Here is a 17,920-nt window from a genome sequence, read left to right on the forward strand (position 1 = left end):
TATAACTAGCAAAATAGATCAGCTATTTATTGTCATTGCTATTACTCAATACCCATTAATAAACGGGGTAAAAATAACGATAATTCCGGTATAAATGTCACGATAGCAACCATTGGCAAATGCCCTAAGCATAATAATTTAAGGGTCGGAACAATGTATTTATTGAGGGGTAATTTGGCGACCCCTCCCGCCATATAAAGCATGGGTGCACAGGGGGGAGATACATTCCCGAGTCCTAAATTAACACCGACTACGGCAGCAAAATGAATAGGATGAATGCCAAGTGCTTCTACTATCGGCAAGAAAATAATGGCCGCTAAAACAGCACCTGAAATATCATCTACAATCATTCCAATAAGCAGTAATAATAAATTAATGACCAACAGGATCAGATACTTGTTATCAGAGATTCCTAACAATACTTCAGCCAATTGTTTAGGTACTTGCTCAAGAATCATTGCCCTGCTCATTATAAACAAGAAGAACAATACAGCCATAATAGAGCCTGTCATAACAACAGCACGAATCGTCACCGTTCCTAAGGTTCTGATCGTCAATCCTTTATATATCATTAAACTGACAGGTATTGCATAAATTACGGCAATAGCAGCGGCTTCTGTTGGTGTCGCAATACCACTATAAATAGCACCTAATATAATTACAGGCATCAATAACGCAAACCCCGCGTTATAACCCGCTTTAGCAATACCCCGTGCAGCGTCGACAAAGGGTAGTGGCGGCTCAACTTTGATTGACATGTCTTTACGTAAGAACCAAAAATTTAAAGCACAATAAACAAGTGTTAATAATATACCTGGAATAATGGTTGACAGAAAAGCGGCACCAACTGACAAGCCTCCGGTTATCGAGAATATAATCATTGGAATACTAGGTGGGATAAGCAACGCTAACACTGACGAACAGGCTACTAATGCTGTTGCATGGCCTTCAGGATAACCTTCTTTAATCATACGAGGGATCATGATTTGTCCAATAGCAGCAATCGCTGCCGATGAACTACCTGAAATCGCACCAAAAAGTGCACAGGTTAATACGGTTACAGCCCCCAAGCCCCCTCTTATTCGGCCAACAAAAGAGTTAACAAAATCGAGTAAACGTGCAGAAATCCCCCCTTCTGCCATGATAAGTCCACCTAAAATAAACAATGGCAGGGCAAGTAGTGCAAAACCACTGGCGGTATTAAAGCCATGTGTGACTAGAAAAGAAATATTATTACCGGTCGCAAAAGTGAATAAAAGAGCACCGACACCAAAAGAGAAGGCTACCGGTATTTCCGCCAACAATAAGACAACTATGACCAGCATAGAGACAAGAAAGATAATCATGCTATTAGCAATCCTTTTTTAATGATGGGGAGATTAATTTTGATTGTTTTTTTGCGTCTAACATCGCGTTGAAATCAGTTACTATTTGTAATATGAAATAACCCGCCATCAGAACAAAGCCAAAAATCATACCAGCACTCCATAATCCTTTGGGCCAATGTAGATACAAGCTCATGCGTCCTTTCTCGATCACAAAAAAACCGTATTTGCAGGCATAATAACCAAAAATACAAGCTGTAATGCTACAAATGATTGAACCAACAAAACGAATTAATTGAATTTTAAAAGGATCACTAACAATCAGATTAACGATACCGCCATGAATATGCACGCGTTCTTTCGTGGCATAACCCATACCAAGAAAATAGGTCCAAAGGGCCAGTAAAATGGCGGCTTCTTCGGTTCCTGCAAAAGGAGATTCAAGCACATAACGCATAATAACTTGAGCAAAGATGAGTACCGCTAGTCCTAAGCCGGTAAATATCATTGAAATTTGTAATAATATATCAAATATTTTTGCAATACGTTTTATGGACATATTGGTTTTATCTAACAAGTCATCTTGTGCAGACAAGCTAGCTCCTTCTAAATTTTTGGTCTTCATATAGATCGCCTGTAATTTGCGAGAAAGCAGATAGGCTAAATCGTATTCAATACGATTTAGCCTAATATTACGCTTTAAAGAAGTTAATTAATGCCAGCAATTTCACGCATCATTTTCATGGTATCTTTGCCAACTTTCTTCTCCATATATGGCCATTCTTTTGCATATAAGATTGCTTTAGCTTTCGCTCTGTCTTCGTCAGATAGCTCGATCACTTCAATTCCGTAATCGCGTAATTTTTCTAAAAATCCGTTATCTATCGCTTCAGCTTCTTGCCAAGCCCAATCAAGTGTTTCATTAGCAGCGATTTGCATTTTCTGTCTCTCGTCTGCAGGTAAACCTTCCCACCAATCTTTATTAACTAACCAGAATCCATGTTCAAAATAATCACGCGTTAAGATATAAGCTTTTAATACATCACGCATTTGCCAAATTTCTACCGCAGGGCCAAATCCTCGGCCGTCTACCGTACCTAACTGTAAGGCAGTGTATAGCTCAGAATATGGCATAGGAACCGCTGAGAATCCCCAGTTGTTAAAACGTTCAATTGCTAATGGCGAAGGAATAACGCGCATTTTTATTCCCTTGGCATCTTCAGGGAAAGAAGTGGGTACTTTGTCAACGCCTTTACGAATAGTGATAGAGCCAAAACCTGTAGGAATAGTACCTAATGCGATTAAATCCATATCTGCAAATATCTGATTGTAGACGGCCAGCATTGGACCACCAGGGCCGTAAACTTTACGTGCACTTTTCCAATCATCTACGACATAACCGAGCCAGGTTAGATCCAGTCGTTCGTCAAATTCAGATGCGCCATAAGTAATGACCATTGGAATAACACCCATCATTGTTTGTTCAAACTGCGAGGTCCAATCACCTAAGTCCCCCCCTAGATGATAATCAGGTTTATAAGATGAATTTTCGGCAGACAAATTTTCAAGAAATTTCTGGGATGTATGATGAAAAATATGCTCAGCATTATAAGATTGTGAAAAAATAAATTGGTCTCCACCAGCGACAACCTCGACAGTGGAAAAAGTTAATACGGCCGTTAAAGAACTAACAATAAGCATTCGTTTCTTGGTATTGTTACTTTTTTTAAACATTATGAAATCCTTTTAAAATATTTTTAAATATCAGCAATTTACAACTTAAACCACTGATTTTTCAGTATCATATATAACCTAAGCCAAGCGAGGTCGACGAAACTGTGCCTCTTTTTAAAAATTAAGTAAATACCATACCTATTAAGTTAAGTTAACTAAATGATTAACTTAACTCTGTTTATAAGACAGATTAATCATAAATAATTTTGCTTTAAAGGTAAGCAATAAATGTCTGTTTTTCATGCCTAATACGCAACTAAGATAAGTGACAAAAGTGGGTGTTTTGATGCGAAATGATCTTGCTAAAGCACTAAAAACAAGTAATAGCGCAGGGTTATAGAGTATCTGCATAATAATATGAAACGACTTACAAGGACCCACGAGTAAGCAATATCTTATGATCCATGGCTAATTTATTGTTAGTAATTCAAACTAATAAGACAACAATACTCAACCTCCATTGTAATTTTTTATGCTTAACTGAGTGTTTTATTGGCCTAAAAAGATTCTGAAAATATTCTAAAAATGATAACTGACGAGCCTTATATTTTCGAGCACTACCCTCTTCTGTTCTGTTCTCATTTAAATTTAACTGAATGTCTGTACGTAAATTGGTGACAGCACAGTGTTTGATTAATTAATTGACCAGATTGCTAGGTGGATTACTAGGTAGATTACTGTGAATGAATTTTTGATGGGTATTATCTTATCTAGGCATATCGATTAAACGATCAGAGAGGAGACTTGAGGCTTTAAAAACAGGAATAAAACAGAGAGTTGAATATTTAAATGTTGTTAGATAAACAGAGAGAAAGTGTAACAATAGCGAATGATGTTGATCCCTTTCTCTTCACTGTTATTTTAATTTAAGACTCATCAACATATTATTTTTTATAATGTTTTTTCTAATTCTTCTAAATAGGCTTCTAGTATCAAATTTTCTCTAGCACCTTTACGAGTGATTGTAGAGAAATGCGTATTAAAGTATCTATTTTCTGCGTCAATCGATCGCAATCTACCTTGTGCAACCCAGCTTGCTGCAAAATGCACAGGTAAAAAACCTAAAAATCTTCCCGTTAGAATTAAAAAAGCAATACCTTCACGATCACTTGATGTTGCTGTTGATTTCAGTATTTTTTGTTGTAATTTTATTTTTATTGGCTGTGGATAGTTAGGCAACACTGCATCGTATTGGCTCAATGCACTATCACTAATCGCTTCGTTATTCTTGTCAAAGAGCACATGCTCATCACTGCAGTACAGTTGCGATCTTTCTTTATATAAAGGAGAGTAACAGAGTCCGCTTAACGCTCTTGAATCAGGTACTACACCAACATGTAATTGGCCAGCAAGCACTGCAGCTTCAAGTGCATTAGGCGGTATCATACGAATATTAATCACAACTTCAGGTGCTCGAAGCTTTAATATACTTAAGGAGCGAGTAAGACGCTGTTGCTCATTAGTAACCAAATTATCAGTAATACCAATATTTAACTCACCCACTAAATCAGTATTAATCGCATTCATTTCACTGCGAAAACTTTCAAGGCTGCCGAGTAATTGCAAAGTAGATTGATAAACTTTCTCACCTTGCTCTGTAATAGAAAAACCAGAGCGACCTCGATGACATAGCTTCATTTTTAACAAAGACTCAAGTTCAGATATCGCGACACTAATAGCAGGTCGGCTAATATTTAACTCAATTTCTGAAGTGGCAAACCCTCCCGACTCGATCACAACTTTATAAATTCGTAATAAGCGGATATGGGTATCACCAAGTTGTCTGGGCAGTAATGTTTTGTTTTCACTCACTAATTAGTACTCCTAGATAATGATGGTTATGGTGATTTTAGATAAATATCAATTACCACATAGTTAACCATTTGGTTAAGCTATGTTTAAAATCATTGTATTTATTAATCTATTTAAACATTGATAATGGCCTCAAGCAATCGTTAATTCAACGGTAAGAAAGACCAACTAACAACATTGTTGAGGCAAATAAATGACTAACCATAAACAAACCAACCATGGCATCAGCCAAGCACAACTTGATACACATTGGATGCCTTTCACTGGCAACCGTGAATTTAAGAAAGATCCACGCATTATTGTTTCTGCTAAAGGTCATTATTATACCGACAGTGACGGCAGAAAAATTTTTGATGGTTTGTCTGGATTATGGACTTGTGGCCTAGGTCATGCTCGCCCAGAAATAACCGAGGCGATAAGTAAGCAAGCAGCCACACTTGATTACTCACCAGCATTTCAATTTGGTCACCCTAAATCATTTGAACTTGCACACCGTATTACCGAGTTAATGCCTGATGGCTTAAATCGCGTTTTTTTTACTGGGTCTGGTTCTGACTCTGTTGACTCGGCATTAAAAATTGCCCGTGGTTATTGGCGTAAAAAAGGAATGGCCAGTAAAACACGCTTTATTGGCCGTTCGAAAGGCTACCATGGGGTAAATTATGGTGGCATTAGTGTGGGAGGTTTAAGCCCAAATCGGGCTATTTTTGGTCAAGGTATTGAAGCTTCTCATCTACCACATACTATGATTAACGATAATAAATTTAGCTTAGGTATGCCAAGCCAAGGCGCCTATTTAGCCGATCAACTTGAAGAGCTAGTTGCATTGCATGACGCCTCAACTATTGCAGCTGTGATCGTGGAACCATTGGCTGGCTCTGCGGGGGTTATTCCACCGCCAGTTGGCTACTTAAAGCGCTTAAGAGAACTTTGCGATAAGCATAATATATTGCTCATTTTTGATGAAGTTATCACCGCTTTTGGGCGCATGGGTTCAAATACTGGCGCGGCTGAATTTGGCGTAACACCAGATATGATGACAGTAGCAAAACAGCTAACTAATGGCGTTATTCCAATGGGTGCTGTTATTTCTAAACAAGAAATCTATGATACCTATATGGACAATGGTGGCCCTGAATATATGTTAGAGCTACCCCATGGATATACTTATTCAGCACATCCGATTGCTTGTGCAGCCAGCTTAGCCACTTTAGATATTCTAGCCAAAGAAAACTTACCTGCGCGTGTTAGCACTATTTCGCCTTACTTTGAAAAAATGGTGCATAGCTTAAAAGGTCTGCCACATATTACAGATATTCGTAATTATGGTTTAGCGGGCGCATTTAGTATCGATCATGCTCCGGGTGAGCCTGCCAAACGTCCTTACCAAATTGCCATGAAAATGTGGCAAAAAGGTTTCTACGTACGCAATGGCGGAGACACCATTCAACTAGGTTTACCTTTTACCTCTGAGCGCAATGAAATTGATAGTTTAATCAATGCCTTAGGCGAGACTCTTTTAGAAATAAAGTAAATCGCACGTTACTGCCCCCCCTAAATAAACGCCATCGGAATATATTCCGAACACTAATTCAAAGGAATTAACATGACACAAGTAATCGGTCACCTTATTAACGGTAAAATGATCAACGAAAACAATCGAACTCAAGATATTTTTAATCCCGCGACGGGCTTAGCGACTAAAAAAGTAGAGCTTGCCAGTAAGCAAACTGTTGAGCGTGCCATTAGTGCCGCTGAAGCCGCATTTCCAGCATGGCGTAATACGCCACCTGCGAAACGTGCACGAGTCATGTTTCGTTTTAAAGAGTTACTTGAGAAAAATAGTGACAAAATCTGTCAGTTAATTGGTGAAGAACACGGTAAAATTTCACACGATGCAGCGGGTGAATTACAACGTGGTATTGAAAATGTTGAATACGCATGTGGGGCTCCGGGGTTATTAAAAGGTGAGCACAGTAAGAATGTTGGCCCAAATATCGACTCTTGGAGCGAATTTCAACCTTTAGGTGTAGTGGCGGGTATTACGCCATTTAATTTTCCTGCAATGGTGCCAATGTGGATGTTCCCACTTGCCATTGTTTGCGGTAATACCTTTATCCTAAAACCTTCAGAGCGCGATCCAAGTTCAACACTCTTTATTGCTCAATTGCTCAAAGAAGCCGGTTTACCAGATGGTGTAATGAACGTGGTTAATGGTGATAAAGAAGCCGTTGATACATTACTCAGCGATGAGCGTGTTAAAGCAGTGAGTTTTGTTGGTTCAACACCCATTGCTGAATATATTTATACAACTGCCAGTGCAAATGGTAAACGTTGTCAAGCATTGGGTGGCGCGAAAAATCACGCCATTATTATGCCCGATGCAGATATAGAAAATGCAGCCAATCAGCTATTGGGTGCTGCTTTTGGCTCCTCTGGTGAACGATGTATGGCACTTTCTGTTGCCGTTGCGGTTGGTGATGAAGCAGCTGATGCTTTAGTGGAAAAAATGATAGAAGGCATGAAAAACTTAAGCGTTGGTGAATACAACAATGCTGATAATGACTTCGGACCAGTAATTACGCTCGCTCACAAAGAAAAAGTGAATGGCTACATTAGTAGTGCGGTGGAGCAAGGGGCTAGCCTAGTCATTGATGGCCGTAATCCTAGTGTTAAGGGTTTTGAAAATGGCTACTTTGTTGGCGCGACCTTAATTGATCATGTCACCTCAGAGATGGATAGTTATCAAGCTGAAATTTTCGGGCCTGTATTACAGATAATCCGCGTCGAAACAATGCAACAAGCCATACAGCTAATCAACGATCACGAATACGGTAACGGTACTTGTATTTTTACGCGTGACGGTGAAGCCGCACGTTATTTCGCAGATACCATTCAAGTCGGTATGGTGGGTATTAACGTACCGTTACCGGTACCCGTTTCTTATCATAGCTTTGGCGGATGGAAACGTTCATTATTTGGTGATTTACATGCCTATGGCCCAGATGGTGTACGTTTTTACACTAAACGTAAAACGATTACCCAACGCTGGCCATCAAGTACAGTAAGAGAAGGCGCCTCTTTCTCGTTCCCTAGTTAACGATTAAAAAGGCTGTATAAAAATAATGCCGTTCTCTTAAAGGGAACGGCATTATTTTTTTCAGCGGATATCCATTTGGGAAGGGTTAATAAGAATGGTAAATAAGAATGGTAAATAAAGGTATCTTCGATGGTTTGTTTAATTTAGAAAGCGATAAAGGGGTGGCTAATGTCACTCAGCCACACCCATTTAGAGAGTTATAATACCTAGCGAAGAAAGCTTAACCGCCGTAGATATCAAACTTAAAATATGATGCTGCAATCTTGTCATAAACACCGTTTTTGCGAATCTCTGCAATGGCTTTATTGAATTTTTCAGCTAACTTTTTATCTTGCTTACGTAGAGCGAGTGCAGTGCCCTCACCCACATAAGCTTTATCTGTCACAGGTTCACCGACCAATGAAAAATTTGCACCGCGCGGTTTTTCTAAAAAAGCTAAGGTTAACTGGTCAGAGTTACCAAACGCTGCATCTAATCGGCCACTTTCTAAATCAAGGTAGACTTGATCTTGTCCTGTATAACGTTTAATTGTCGCAACATCTCTAAACATATCCGTCACGTAAGTATCATGAATAGTCCCTAACTGCACACCAATCGTTTTACCGGTTAAACCCGCTTTATCGATACTAATACCGGCATCATTTTTGCTCACAAAACTTGCTGGAGTTTGGTAATATTTATCCGTAAATAACACACGTTTTTTACGCTGTTCGGTAATACGCATTGACGCCATAATCACATCAGATTTACGTGACATTAAACCTGGGATTAACCCATCCCAACCCTGTGTCACCCATTCGCATTTAAGTTTTGCTTGTGCACATAACGCATCTGCAATTTCGATATCAAATCCAACCGGTTTACCTGAGCTGTCTTTATAGTTGAAAGGAGGGTAAGTAAAGTCTGAAGCAAGGCGCACGACTTTTGAATCAGCAGCTTGTGCTGTAGATATCTGTGCAATAGGCATCAGTGCTGAAGTTAACAGCAGGCCAATAGTGATTAATTTTTTCATGTTTAAATTCCGTTTATAATTAATTAAATTTTTTCAATGCGTTTAGGGTTTCTGTCATGCTAGTTTTCGAACCGATTGTGATGCGTACACAATCTTTCAGTACGACTTCATGTGCTTGATTTCTTGCCACAATGCCCGTTGATAAGAGGTAGTCATAAACACTGGTTAAGGTATTAAATTTGATTAATACAAAATTGGTTTCTGAACAATACACATGCTCAACAATGGCCAGCTCTTTTAGCTCAGCAATAAACCAATTTCGCACCTTAATCAGTGCTTGTGTTTGTTGATTCATTTTCTCTAACCCAGAAACTGAAAGCGCTTTTAACGCAATTTCTGCGCATGGATCAGGCATCGGATAAGGCGCGATAATCAAATTAATATAAGACATCACACTGGTCGATGCTAATAGAAAACCACAACGTATCGATGCTAATCCAAAGGCTTTAGACAAAGTACGAATTACCACTAAGTGTGGATATTTTTCCATTAAGTGTAATACGCTACTTTGCGGTGCAAACTCTATATACGCTTCATCAACCACCACTAACGTTGAGGCTTTACTTGCCTCTAACAACTCAATCATATCGTTTTGAGCAATGATATTACCGGTAGGGTTATTGGGAGAACAAAGGAACAATAAACTGGTGTTCGCCAGATTGGCTTTAATTGCCTGCACATCAAGTTGAAAGTTTTCTAACAATGGAATCGCCAGAGTATCAACAGAAAAGGCATCCGCACAAAATTCATACATACCATAAGTCGGAGGACAAACGATAATTTGGTCATTTCCTGGCTCACAAAAAGTGCGCACTAATAAATCTATCGCTTCATCAGCACCACGAACCGCAACTGTTTCACAAGTGAGCGCTGGCGCGACTTGCATACAATAGTTTTGATAAGCTTGCGCGGTGTCTTGCGGTAAAAAATCAGGGTAACGATTGTAGTGATGATTGATGCCTTGAGCAGGATCCCCATATTGACAACTGTTTTCAAGTTCGTTGGCATTTAGCCATATATGGCCGTTCCCACCAAGTCGACGTGCAGACTGGTAAGGAATGAGTTTTTTTACTGCCTTAGGGACTAGCTGTGACGCTAACGATTCCATGGTAATACTTCCAAGTGAATATAAATGCTTTTAAATAACGATTAACTGAATTCTTATTCACATAAGCAGCATAAAAACCGAAATTCGTAATGAATTTGAATTTAAACAAACCTGCGCCGTAATATGAATCGAAATAAATGTATACTAGTCATGACAAAAACTCATAGCTAATCACTGTGATGACAGATTAATCGTAATGAGAGCACAATATGAACACTCGCTTACCCTCTACAAAAGAACTACAAACCTTTCTGGTTACCGCTAATCATTTAAATTTTACCTTAGCCGCACAAGCCTTAAATGTCACACAAGGGGCCGTTAGTCGTCAGATAATCTCATTAGAAGAACAATTAAAAGTGCGATTATTTAACCGCCATGCACGTGGTTTAACACTTAATGAATCTGGGCGTAAATTTCTTCCCTTAGTTGAACAAGCACTTAACCAAATTCAGTATGCCATTAAGCAAGTCTCTCATAGCAAACCGCTCATTAAACTCAAAGTGCCAAGCTGTATTACCACTTGGATATTGCCTAAAATAATGACCTTTCAACAAGCGCATCCGCAGGTCGATGTTGAACTAACCTCGTCAATTAATCACCAGATTAACTTCTCAATGGAGTCTTTTGATGCGGCTATCAGTTATGGGGTGGCGACAAAAGACAGAACGCATGTCAGTCATCTATTATTTCAAGAGCATTTAACCCCCGTTTGTGCTCCCTCTTTGTTACCACAAGGCGAAGCGAACCTCACTGTCGAACAGATAAGAAAATTAACTTGGTTACATGCCACGCCACAAAAAGAAGATTGGTTATTGTGGCTAGCGAAAACAGAAAATAGTGCATTAACTGCTGAGCAGCATCAACATTTTGCAACCTTAGACCTTGCCGTGAGTGCAGCGATTCAGGGGTTTGGTATTAGCATCGGCGATCTCACACTCGCAAAACTTGATCTTGCTTCAGGTCGACTTGTCGCACCACATCCATTATCCATTGAATCAGGTAAGGGTTATTATTTAGTTCACCCTAAAGCATCGCCCCCTGCTTCTTTAGCGTTATTGATTGACTGGTTATTAAAAGCTGAATAATGCACATCGGTACCCTTCACCATCAGCGCACTATTACTCTGCGGTGAAATTGCTCTACGGTGAAGTAGATAATCAATAATCTGCTTAAGGCGCTATTTCATAGGCCTCGTAAAATGCTAGTCTACGGCTTAATAATACGAAGCTTTCATCCGCTAAAGATAACGACCAATTCATACGGAACTCACCATGCGTTTACGCCATATTGAAGTATTTCATGCTATTTATACGACGGGCTCGGTCACCAATGCGGCCGAGTTTTTGCACGTATCTCAGCCGTCAGTCAGTAAGGTATTGGCGCATTGTGAGCAACAACTGGGCTTTACATTATTTGAGCGAGTTAAGGGGCGTTTAGTTGCCACCGAAGAAGCGACTTTACTCTTTGCTGAAGTCGACAAAATGTATCAACAACTACGTTCAGTTCGTCATTGCGCGCTTAATCTAAAAAACAAAAGCAGTGGAAAAATAACCATTGGTTTAACACCTGCCTTAGGGTTCGATCTTATTCCCAAGGCGGTTGCGCACTATCAAAAATGCAACCCAAACATCAACATTAACTTACAAACCATGCATCATGATGAAGTTCGTCAGGCGCTCATTGAGCACAAAATTGATTTTGCCTTAATGTTCTCACCACCGCCATTACATGGGGTTACACAACAGTTGGTTTGCCGTTCCCAATTGGTCATGATGTACCCGCGTGAGCAACTTCCCGAGTCACCGAGCCAGGTCAGCTTGGCGCAATTTGAACAGCATGAAGTGATTGGCATTGATGACAGTGGCCCTTTAGGCGACTTACTCTGGCATCGTTTGATGGAAGCTGATTTAAACTTTAAAACCAACATTACCGTTAAAACCTATTTTATTGCAGCGCGCTTAGTGGCTCAAAACATCGGTATTTGCGTTATTGATGAGTTCAGCGCGCGCGGCAATCTCAATGACAAGGTCGCGATTGCAGCCATTGAACCCGCCCTTAATTTTAATTTAACCGCCTTACAACTCGACGATAAAAAACTTTCCCAGATAGCGGATGACTTCCTTCAATTAGTGATTGAATTATCCAACGATAACCCGCAAATTTCAGCGTAACAGCCAACCCTATAACCTCAGGTTATAGGGTAGTGAATTTTTACTATTTCCCGTTTATTACCTGTCCGTTTAAAGTTAGTTTCCAAATGAAACTAACTTTAAACGGACAACACTGCCATGAAAATACAAGCGCCCTACTTACTTTTTTTAGGTGATGCCAGCGACAACCTTTCAATTAAAATGGCAAAAGGCGTTGCCGATTGGCGTCCTCAGCTTTGTACTGGCCAATTTCGCTTAGACGGTTGTAGCGTAACAACGGGGCAACCTGATATGTCTATCGCTCAAGCAAAACAAGCGGGCGCAAAAACCTTTGTGCTTGGTTTCGCAAACAGTGGCGGCACGATCGATAACCAGTGGATCCCGTTTATTGTTGAAGCACTCAACAACGGTTTTGATATCGTCAGTGGTTTGCATGACAAATTAACTGATATTCCACAAATCAAACAACTTGCTGACCAGCTTGATTTACAACTCATTGATATCAGACATCCACAGCAAAAATTTAAAACCGGCACGGGCGAACCACGTATCGGTAAACGCTTAATCACAGTGGGCACAGATTGCTCAGTGGGTAAAATGTATACCTCACTGAGCCTTGAAAAAGCGATGAAACAGCGTGGCTTAGCCGTGGACTTTCGTGCCACAGGCCAATGTGGCATTTTGATTGCGGGTAATGGCGTGGCCATTGATTGTGTCGTTGCCGATTTCATAGCGGGTGCCAGTGAGAGTCTATCGCCGGCCAATGATCCTGCACATTGGGATATCATTGAAGGTCAGGGATCATTATTTCATCCTGCATTTGCAGGCGTTAGCCTGGGTTTATTGCACGGCGCACAAGCTGATGCCATTGTGGTGTGTCATGCCATTAATCGCGAATCAATGCGTGGTATTAAAAATCGCGCACTGCCTTCCATTGCAGATACAATCGCACTCAATGTGGCGGCTGCACGTGTCACTAATCCACAAGCACAGGTGGTTGGCATTACCCTTAATACTTCCAGTGTCAGTGAGAGTGAAGCACTTGAGATTTGCCACACCCTCACATTAGAGCTTGGCTTACCTTGTATCGACCCTATACGTCATGGTGTTGATGCTATTATCGATAAACTGTGTTTGGAGTACTAAGATGAGCCAACTTAATTGCACCGTTACCCATCAGCAATGGCAGTTAGCCAAAGAATTTAGGATTTCACGCGGGGTAAAAACGCAGGCAGATGTCGTGGTGGTTACATTAAGCGACGGTCAACATACGGGCTGGGCCGAAGCCGTGCCTTATGCCCGTTATGGCGAAACAGTCGAGTCAGTGATGAGACAAATAACTAACCTAGTGCCACAGCTAACCAACACAACGACGGGCCAACACTTATTATCACTATTACCTGCTGGCGCTGCCCGTAATGCCCTTGACTGTGCATTGTGGGATTTAACCGCTAAACAACGCCAGTTACCCGTGACTCAGTTAGTGGGTATCACCACATCAATGCCTCAGCTCACGGCTCAGCTCATGCCTCAAATTACCGCGCAAACACTGAGTTTAGATACGGTTGATAAGATGGCCAGTGAAGCAGCCAGCCTTAGCAAACAACCCTTGATAAAAATAAAGTTGGATCGCGAATTGGTATTAGAGCGCATGACTGCCATTGCCTTAGCAGCGCCGAATTCTCGTTTTATTATTGACGCAAACGAAGCCTGGGATTTTGACTTGTTAAAGCAGTTACTGCCGCAATTAAAGCCACTTAATGTGGCGCTCATTGAACAACCACTACCTAGCGCTGACGATCATCAACTGGCAGGCTTTGAACCTGAAATTCCCCTGTGCGCTGATGAGTCTTGCCATACCAGCGATGACTTACCGCGTTTGCTCGGCCTTTATCAGGCCATTAATATTAAGCTGGATAAAACCGGTGGTTTAACCGAGGCATTACAGCTGCTCAGCGCAGCACAACAACACGACTTTATTATCATGACCGGTTGTATGGTTGGCACCTCATTAGCCATGGCCCCTGCTTTCTTAATCGCCCAAAGCGCCGCTTTTGTGGACCTTGATGGACCGTTATTGCTAGCAACAGATCGTCAGCATGCATTCGATTTTGAACAAGGAGAAATGCAGTTATTACCGAGTGAATTATGGGGAGGTGTTAGCAATAGTCATAATCAGGAATTGCTACAACTCGGCATGATGACAGATGAAGGGTGACGGATGACAATAGCGCTATAAATAACGGCTATTATCGTGTTTTGAAAACCAAGGATAGCCAATCCTTTTGACTCAACGTCCAAGTTGAACGTGGGCATAAAAATAGTAGTACAACGTTTCGGGTGCCCAGCCTTGTACTTCTCTTGAAATGTGCCCTTGCGCCCTAGAAAACCAAGTCGAAATCACCCCCAAAGCGTCTCAGAAACTTACCCTGTTGTGGCCAATACTACTTAGCCACAACATCCTATTTTGATCCTGAAAATACCTTATACTGGAGTTTAAAAATTCAAGATTAAAGACTTGCTCTCATTTACGCGTTGACCTCTCCAGCGCTCGCGCTTATTCAAGCAAGGTTTGATCTTACATTACTGTTCTTTCGCCGGAGGCGAGTGACTCTTTTCTGGCGAGCAGAAAAGAGCCACCAGAAAAGAGCTCGCCCGATTATTCCCTGCATTTAATTTCAAGATTGTTTTAATCGCACCAGTGCTAACAGAACATCCATGTTCTGCCGCGCACTTATGCCTAACTTCCTGTCAGGCGTTGCTAAAACAAACTTTAAATCAAGGGAATACAACGGGGGTATTGAAGCCTGAATTTTGTGATGGTTCCCCTTTTATTCTCGATTCGTTCAATGAGTAGTGAGACATTAAGAGCAAAATACATAACTATAAAAACAGAGAGATGCTGTAAAAAAGGTTTTGATTTCCTCTCTTTTTTATAGATAAATGCATAAACCAAAAACAATTAGATACGGGGTACTATTTATTTCCATGTAATTGATATAACATAATTTTTTAAGTGGTTATCGAGAAGGTTTCTGTGTTTCTACAGACTAATACGGAAATATTCTTCTTAGTAACGCTGTTAGCTTTACTTGGTAGTTAGCAATTTTCCCAAATTAAATTATGAGGTTTTATGTTTTATATTTTCCTTGATACTTGCGTTCTTTTGGATATATCGACAAAGAAGAGTGATATCCCCCTAGTTACTGCATTAGAGGAATTGATTGACTCGAACGTTGTTACTTTAGTTGTTCCTGATTTGGTAATAGCTGAATATGAAAGAAATAAGGAAGATGTTGCGAATAAAACAACTAAAAGGTTATCCCAAGAATTTAAGCAGGTTAAAGCTGTTGTTAGTGAGTTTGCAGGTGAAAATCAAGCTAGTACATTAGAGGTACTAGATGACATTAATGCGCGCTTGCCTTTATTAACAGATGCAAACTACGTAACAATTAATCGAGTTGAAAAGCTAATTGATTCCGCAAATAAAGTGTCAATAAGTGAACGTTCAAAAATTGCATCTGTTCAAAGAGCTTTAGACAAAAAAGCACCATTCCATATTAACAAAAACTCGGTTGCTGACGCTGTAATAATTGAACAGTTTTCAGAATTCTCAGATGGCTTACCACTTAATACTGATTCATGTTTTTTTATTACTCACAATCACAATGACTTTTCAGCAAAAGATCATCGTAAGCCACATGCAGACTTTGAAAGCATATTTGATTCTCCTAATATCCAGTATTTTAATAACTTAGTTCCTGCCATTAACGCCATTGATGAAGACATTCTTTCTGAAATTGAGTTTCATCATGACTTCACAGAAGAAACTAGGGGTTTACGAGATATATTGAATGAAATGGATGAGCTTGTTGATAAAGTTTGGTACAACCGTCATCAAAATAGAATGTGGGGAATTGAGCAGGGAAATATTAAAGTTGTTCCCGAAGGCACAAAGCAATATGGTGGCGATGTTATTCACGAGAATATTCTTAATGGTGCTTTAGAGTCAGCCCAACGGGTAGAAAGTAAGTATGAGGATGTAGGACCATGGAGCGACTTTGAGTGGGGAATGATTAATGGGAAGTTGTCAGCTCTACGGTGGGTGCTTGGTGATGAATGGGATATGCTGGACACCTAGAATGCAAAGCTATAAGGCGTTTAAACGGAGCATATGTTCAGTGTGGCATTCTGTTTAGTCTGAATTAAATAAACTAAGGATTTATCTTTGAATGTAAAATATGTAGTACAAGTTGATTACGCTAATAATGTGAGAAATATTTTCCAAGAAGACTTATTCCATGAACTGAATGATGAGGGTTTGGATAGTTCAATTCAAGATTGGACTTTCAATTATACTCAAAATGGTTTTAGTTTGGAGCTATTTTTTGAGGAAAAACAAGTACCAGGAGTACTGAAAGAGCACTTTATTAATCATGTTTCTTCTCAAGGTATAGCTTTATTAGAACAACAGGTAACTGTTAGTAAAATCACATAACAATCGTAGCAAACGTGTTAGCAGGCGTTATATTTCAAAGGAAAATGTATGACTAGTGATGTTTATTTTGAAGATATTGAACAAGAAATTATAAAGTTGTTGCACTCTTCAAAGGTATCTGTGCAAATTTGTGTAGCATGGATTAATGGCAAAATATTTACACCTGTACTGAAAGAAATAGCAAAAAAAGGTGTTAATGTTGAACTTATCTATGACAATAATCATTCAAATATACGGCATGGAGTACCTAGCTCACCTGAGTATAGCTCTTATGCCATTAATACAAGATTGTCTGGCGCATTTATGCATAACAAATTCTGTATAATAGATGACGAGATTGTTATTAATGGTAGCTATAATTGGTCAGCTAAAGCAAAAGATAGCTTTGAAAATATCGTAGTTATAAAAAATAATTTCAAACTAATTAAAAAATTTAAAACTGAATTTGCAGACTTAATTTCTTACTGCCATGCGTTTAGCACTCACAAAGTAGCAAAGTGTAAATGTGGTTCACATCTATTTAACCTCGGTGTGTTAGGACAAGAATCAGGGTTATATGATGAGTCTAGAGTCGAAATATGGAGTGTTTGTGTTAAGAATCAGCATGTTAAATACGTTGGTGAATATCATGAGCAATACTTACGTACACAGTTAGGGCTACAGTATGATTTAGATGAATACTATGATTCACCTAAAGATGAAATGCAGGATGAATTTAAGCGTGAACGTGAAGTAATCGCCTCATTGCAGCAATACTTTGATTCATTATCGGGTACTAAAATTCATGCTGTTGGTTCCGTTAGTCCTATAAATCATAATGAATATATGCAGGGCTGGGAACCTGACCTTAATTACGAAATTTATATACGTTGGCGAGATATGTATTTCAGAAAAATAATTCCAGAATCAATTCCTGACGATGGCTATTCATTTGATGAAGTTAATATTAATAGTATAATTTCTTCGCAAGTTGAAATATAACAAATGCATCAACATGGCTAATTGAGGACCCCCATAACTTCAATCATATAAAATCAATAGGTTAAGGTATTGTAGTTTACGGCTGTCCCCGATTTTTTCTTTTTAAAAACCGCGGAGACTTGATCTTATTTACGCGTTGAACTCTCCAACGCTGGCGCTTATTCAAGCAAGGTTTGATCTTACATTACCGTTCTTTCGCC

15 protein-coding genes are annotated in these 17,920 nt (G+C 39.7%); 9 read left to right on the forward strand and 6 right to left on the reverse strand.

Features of this window, described 5'->3' with window-relative positions:
* Positions 1-41 precede the first annotated feature (41 nt).
* The 4 genes from CXF74_RS15885 to CXF74_RS15900 form a co-directional block, all read right to left on the reverse strand.
* A complete protein-coding gene (locus tag CXF74_RS15885) occupies positions 42-1,346 on the reverse strand; it encodes a TRAP transporter large permease (RefSeq protein WP_101083513.1) in 1,305 nt (434 codons plus the stop codon).
* Between the two features lie 4 nt (positions 1,347-1,350).
* Entirely contained in the window at positions 1,351-1,950 is a 600-nt protein-coding gene (locus CXF74_RS15890; protein WP_101083514.1) for a TRAP transporter small permease, read from the reverse strand.
* A gap of 83 nt (positions 1,951-2,033) precedes the next feature.
* Positions 2,034-3,059, reverse strand: coding sequence for a TRAP transporter substrate-binding protein DctP (dctP, locus tag CXF74_RS15895; RefSeq protein ID WP_101083515.1), 1,026 nt, complete (start codon positions 3,057-3,059; stop codon positions 2,034-2,036).
* A gap of 891 nt (positions 3,060-3,950) precedes the next feature.
* Positions 3,951-4,871: a LysR family transcriptional regulator gene (locus CXF74_RS15900; RefSeq protein ID WP_101083516.1), complete on the reverse strand. Its 921-nt coding sequence runs from the start codon at positions 4,869-4,871 to the stop codon at positions 3,951-3,953.
* Positions 4,872-5,064: 193 nt separating this feature from the next.
* Here CXF74_RS15900 and CXF74_RS15905 point away from each other — a divergent pair, with 193 nt between their 5' ends.
* Positions 5,065-6,405, forward strand: a complete 1,341-nt coding sequence (locus CXF74_RS15905) for an aspartate aminotransferase family protein (protein ID WP_101083517.1) — start codon at positions 5,065-5,067, stop codon at positions 6,403-6,405.
* Between the two features lie 72 nt (positions 6,406-6,477).
* Positions 6,478-7,971, forward strand: coding sequence for a CoA-acylating methylmalonate-semialdehyde dehydrogenase (locus CXF74_RS15910; protein WP_101083518.1), 1,494 nt, complete (start codon positions 6,478-6,480; stop codon positions 7,969-7,971).
* Between the two features lie 220 nt (positions 7,972-8,191).
* Here the strand turns inward: CXF74_RS15910 and CXF74_RS15915 are convergent, their stop codons facing one another.
* The gene (locus CXF74_RS15915) at positions 8,192-8,983 is read right to left on the reverse strand and encodes an ABC transporter substrate-binding protein (RefSeq protein ID WP_101083519.1); all 792 of its coding nucleotides are present in this window, start codon (positions 8,981-8,983) and stop codon (positions 8,192-8,194) included.
* A 19-nt stretch (positions 8,984-9,002) separates the two neighbouring features.
* Positions 9,003-10,091 carry a histidinol-phosphate transaminase gene (hisC, locus tag CXF74_RS15920; protein ID WP_101083520.1) on the reverse strand — a complete coding sequence of 363 codons (1,089 nt, stop codon included), beginning with the start codon at positions 10,089-10,091 and terminating at the stop codon, positions 9,003-9,005.
* A 209-nt stretch (positions 10,092-10,300) separates the two neighbouring features.
* Between hisC and CXF74_RS15925 the strand changes: the two genes are divergently transcribed.
* The 7 genes from CXF74_RS15925 to CXF74_RS15955 all read left to right on the forward strand — a co-directional run bounded on the left by CXF74_RS15925 (position 10,301) and on the right by CXF74_RS15955 (position 17,720).
* Positions 10,301-11,176, forward strand: coding sequence for a LysR substrate-binding domain-containing protein (locus CXF74_RS15925; protein ID WP_101083521.1), 876 nt, complete (start codon positions 10,301-10,303; stop codon positions 11,174-11,176).
* A gap of 186 nt (positions 11,177-11,362) precedes the next feature.
* Positions 11,363-12,262, forward strand: a complete 900-nt coding sequence (locus tag CXF74_RS15930) for a LysR family transcriptional regulator (protein WP_101083522.1) — start codon at positions 11,363-11,365, stop codon at positions 12,260-12,262.
* Positions 12,263-12,379: 117 nt separating this feature from the next.
* Positions 12,380-13,387 (forward strand): N-acetyltransferase DgcN, encoded by a 1,008-nt coding sequence (dgcN, locus tag CXF74_RS15935; protein WP_101083523.1) that lies wholly within the window; start codon positions 12,380-12,382, stop codon positions 13,385-13,387.
* A gap of 1 nt (position 13,388) precedes the next feature.
* Positions 13,389-14,459, forward strand: a complete 1,071-nt coding sequence (gene dgcA, locus CXF74_RS15940) for an N-acetyl-D-Glu racemase DgcA (protein ID WP_101083524.1) — start codon at positions 13,389-13,391, stop codon at positions 14,457-14,459.
* A gap of 915 nt (positions 14,460-15,374) precedes the next feature.
* Positions 15,375-16,382, forward strand: coding sequence for a PIN domain-containing protein (locus CXF74_RS15945; protein WP_101083525.1), 1,008 nt, complete (start codon positions 15,375-15,377; stop codon positions 16,380-16,382).
* A gap of 87 nt (positions 16,383-16,469) precedes the next feature.
* A complete protein-coding gene (locus CXF74_RS15950; RefSeq protein ID WP_101083526.1) occupies positions 16,470-16,739 on the forward strand; it encodes a hypothetical protein in 270 nt (89 codons plus the stop codon).
* A gap of 48 nt (positions 16,740-16,787) precedes the next feature.
* Positions 16,788-17,720: a phospholipase D-like domain-containing protein gene (locus CXF74_RS15955; protein ID WP_101083527.1), complete on the forward strand. Its 933-nt coding sequence runs from the start codon at positions 16,788-16,790 to the stop codon at positions 17,718-17,720.
* Positions 17,721-17,920: the final 200 nt, after the last annotated feature.

It is taken from the genome of Psychromonas sp. Urea-02u-13 (assembly GCF_002835995.1).
Lineage (GTDB): Bacteria > Pseudomonadota > Gammaproteobacteria > Enterobacterales > Psychromonadaceae > Psychromonas.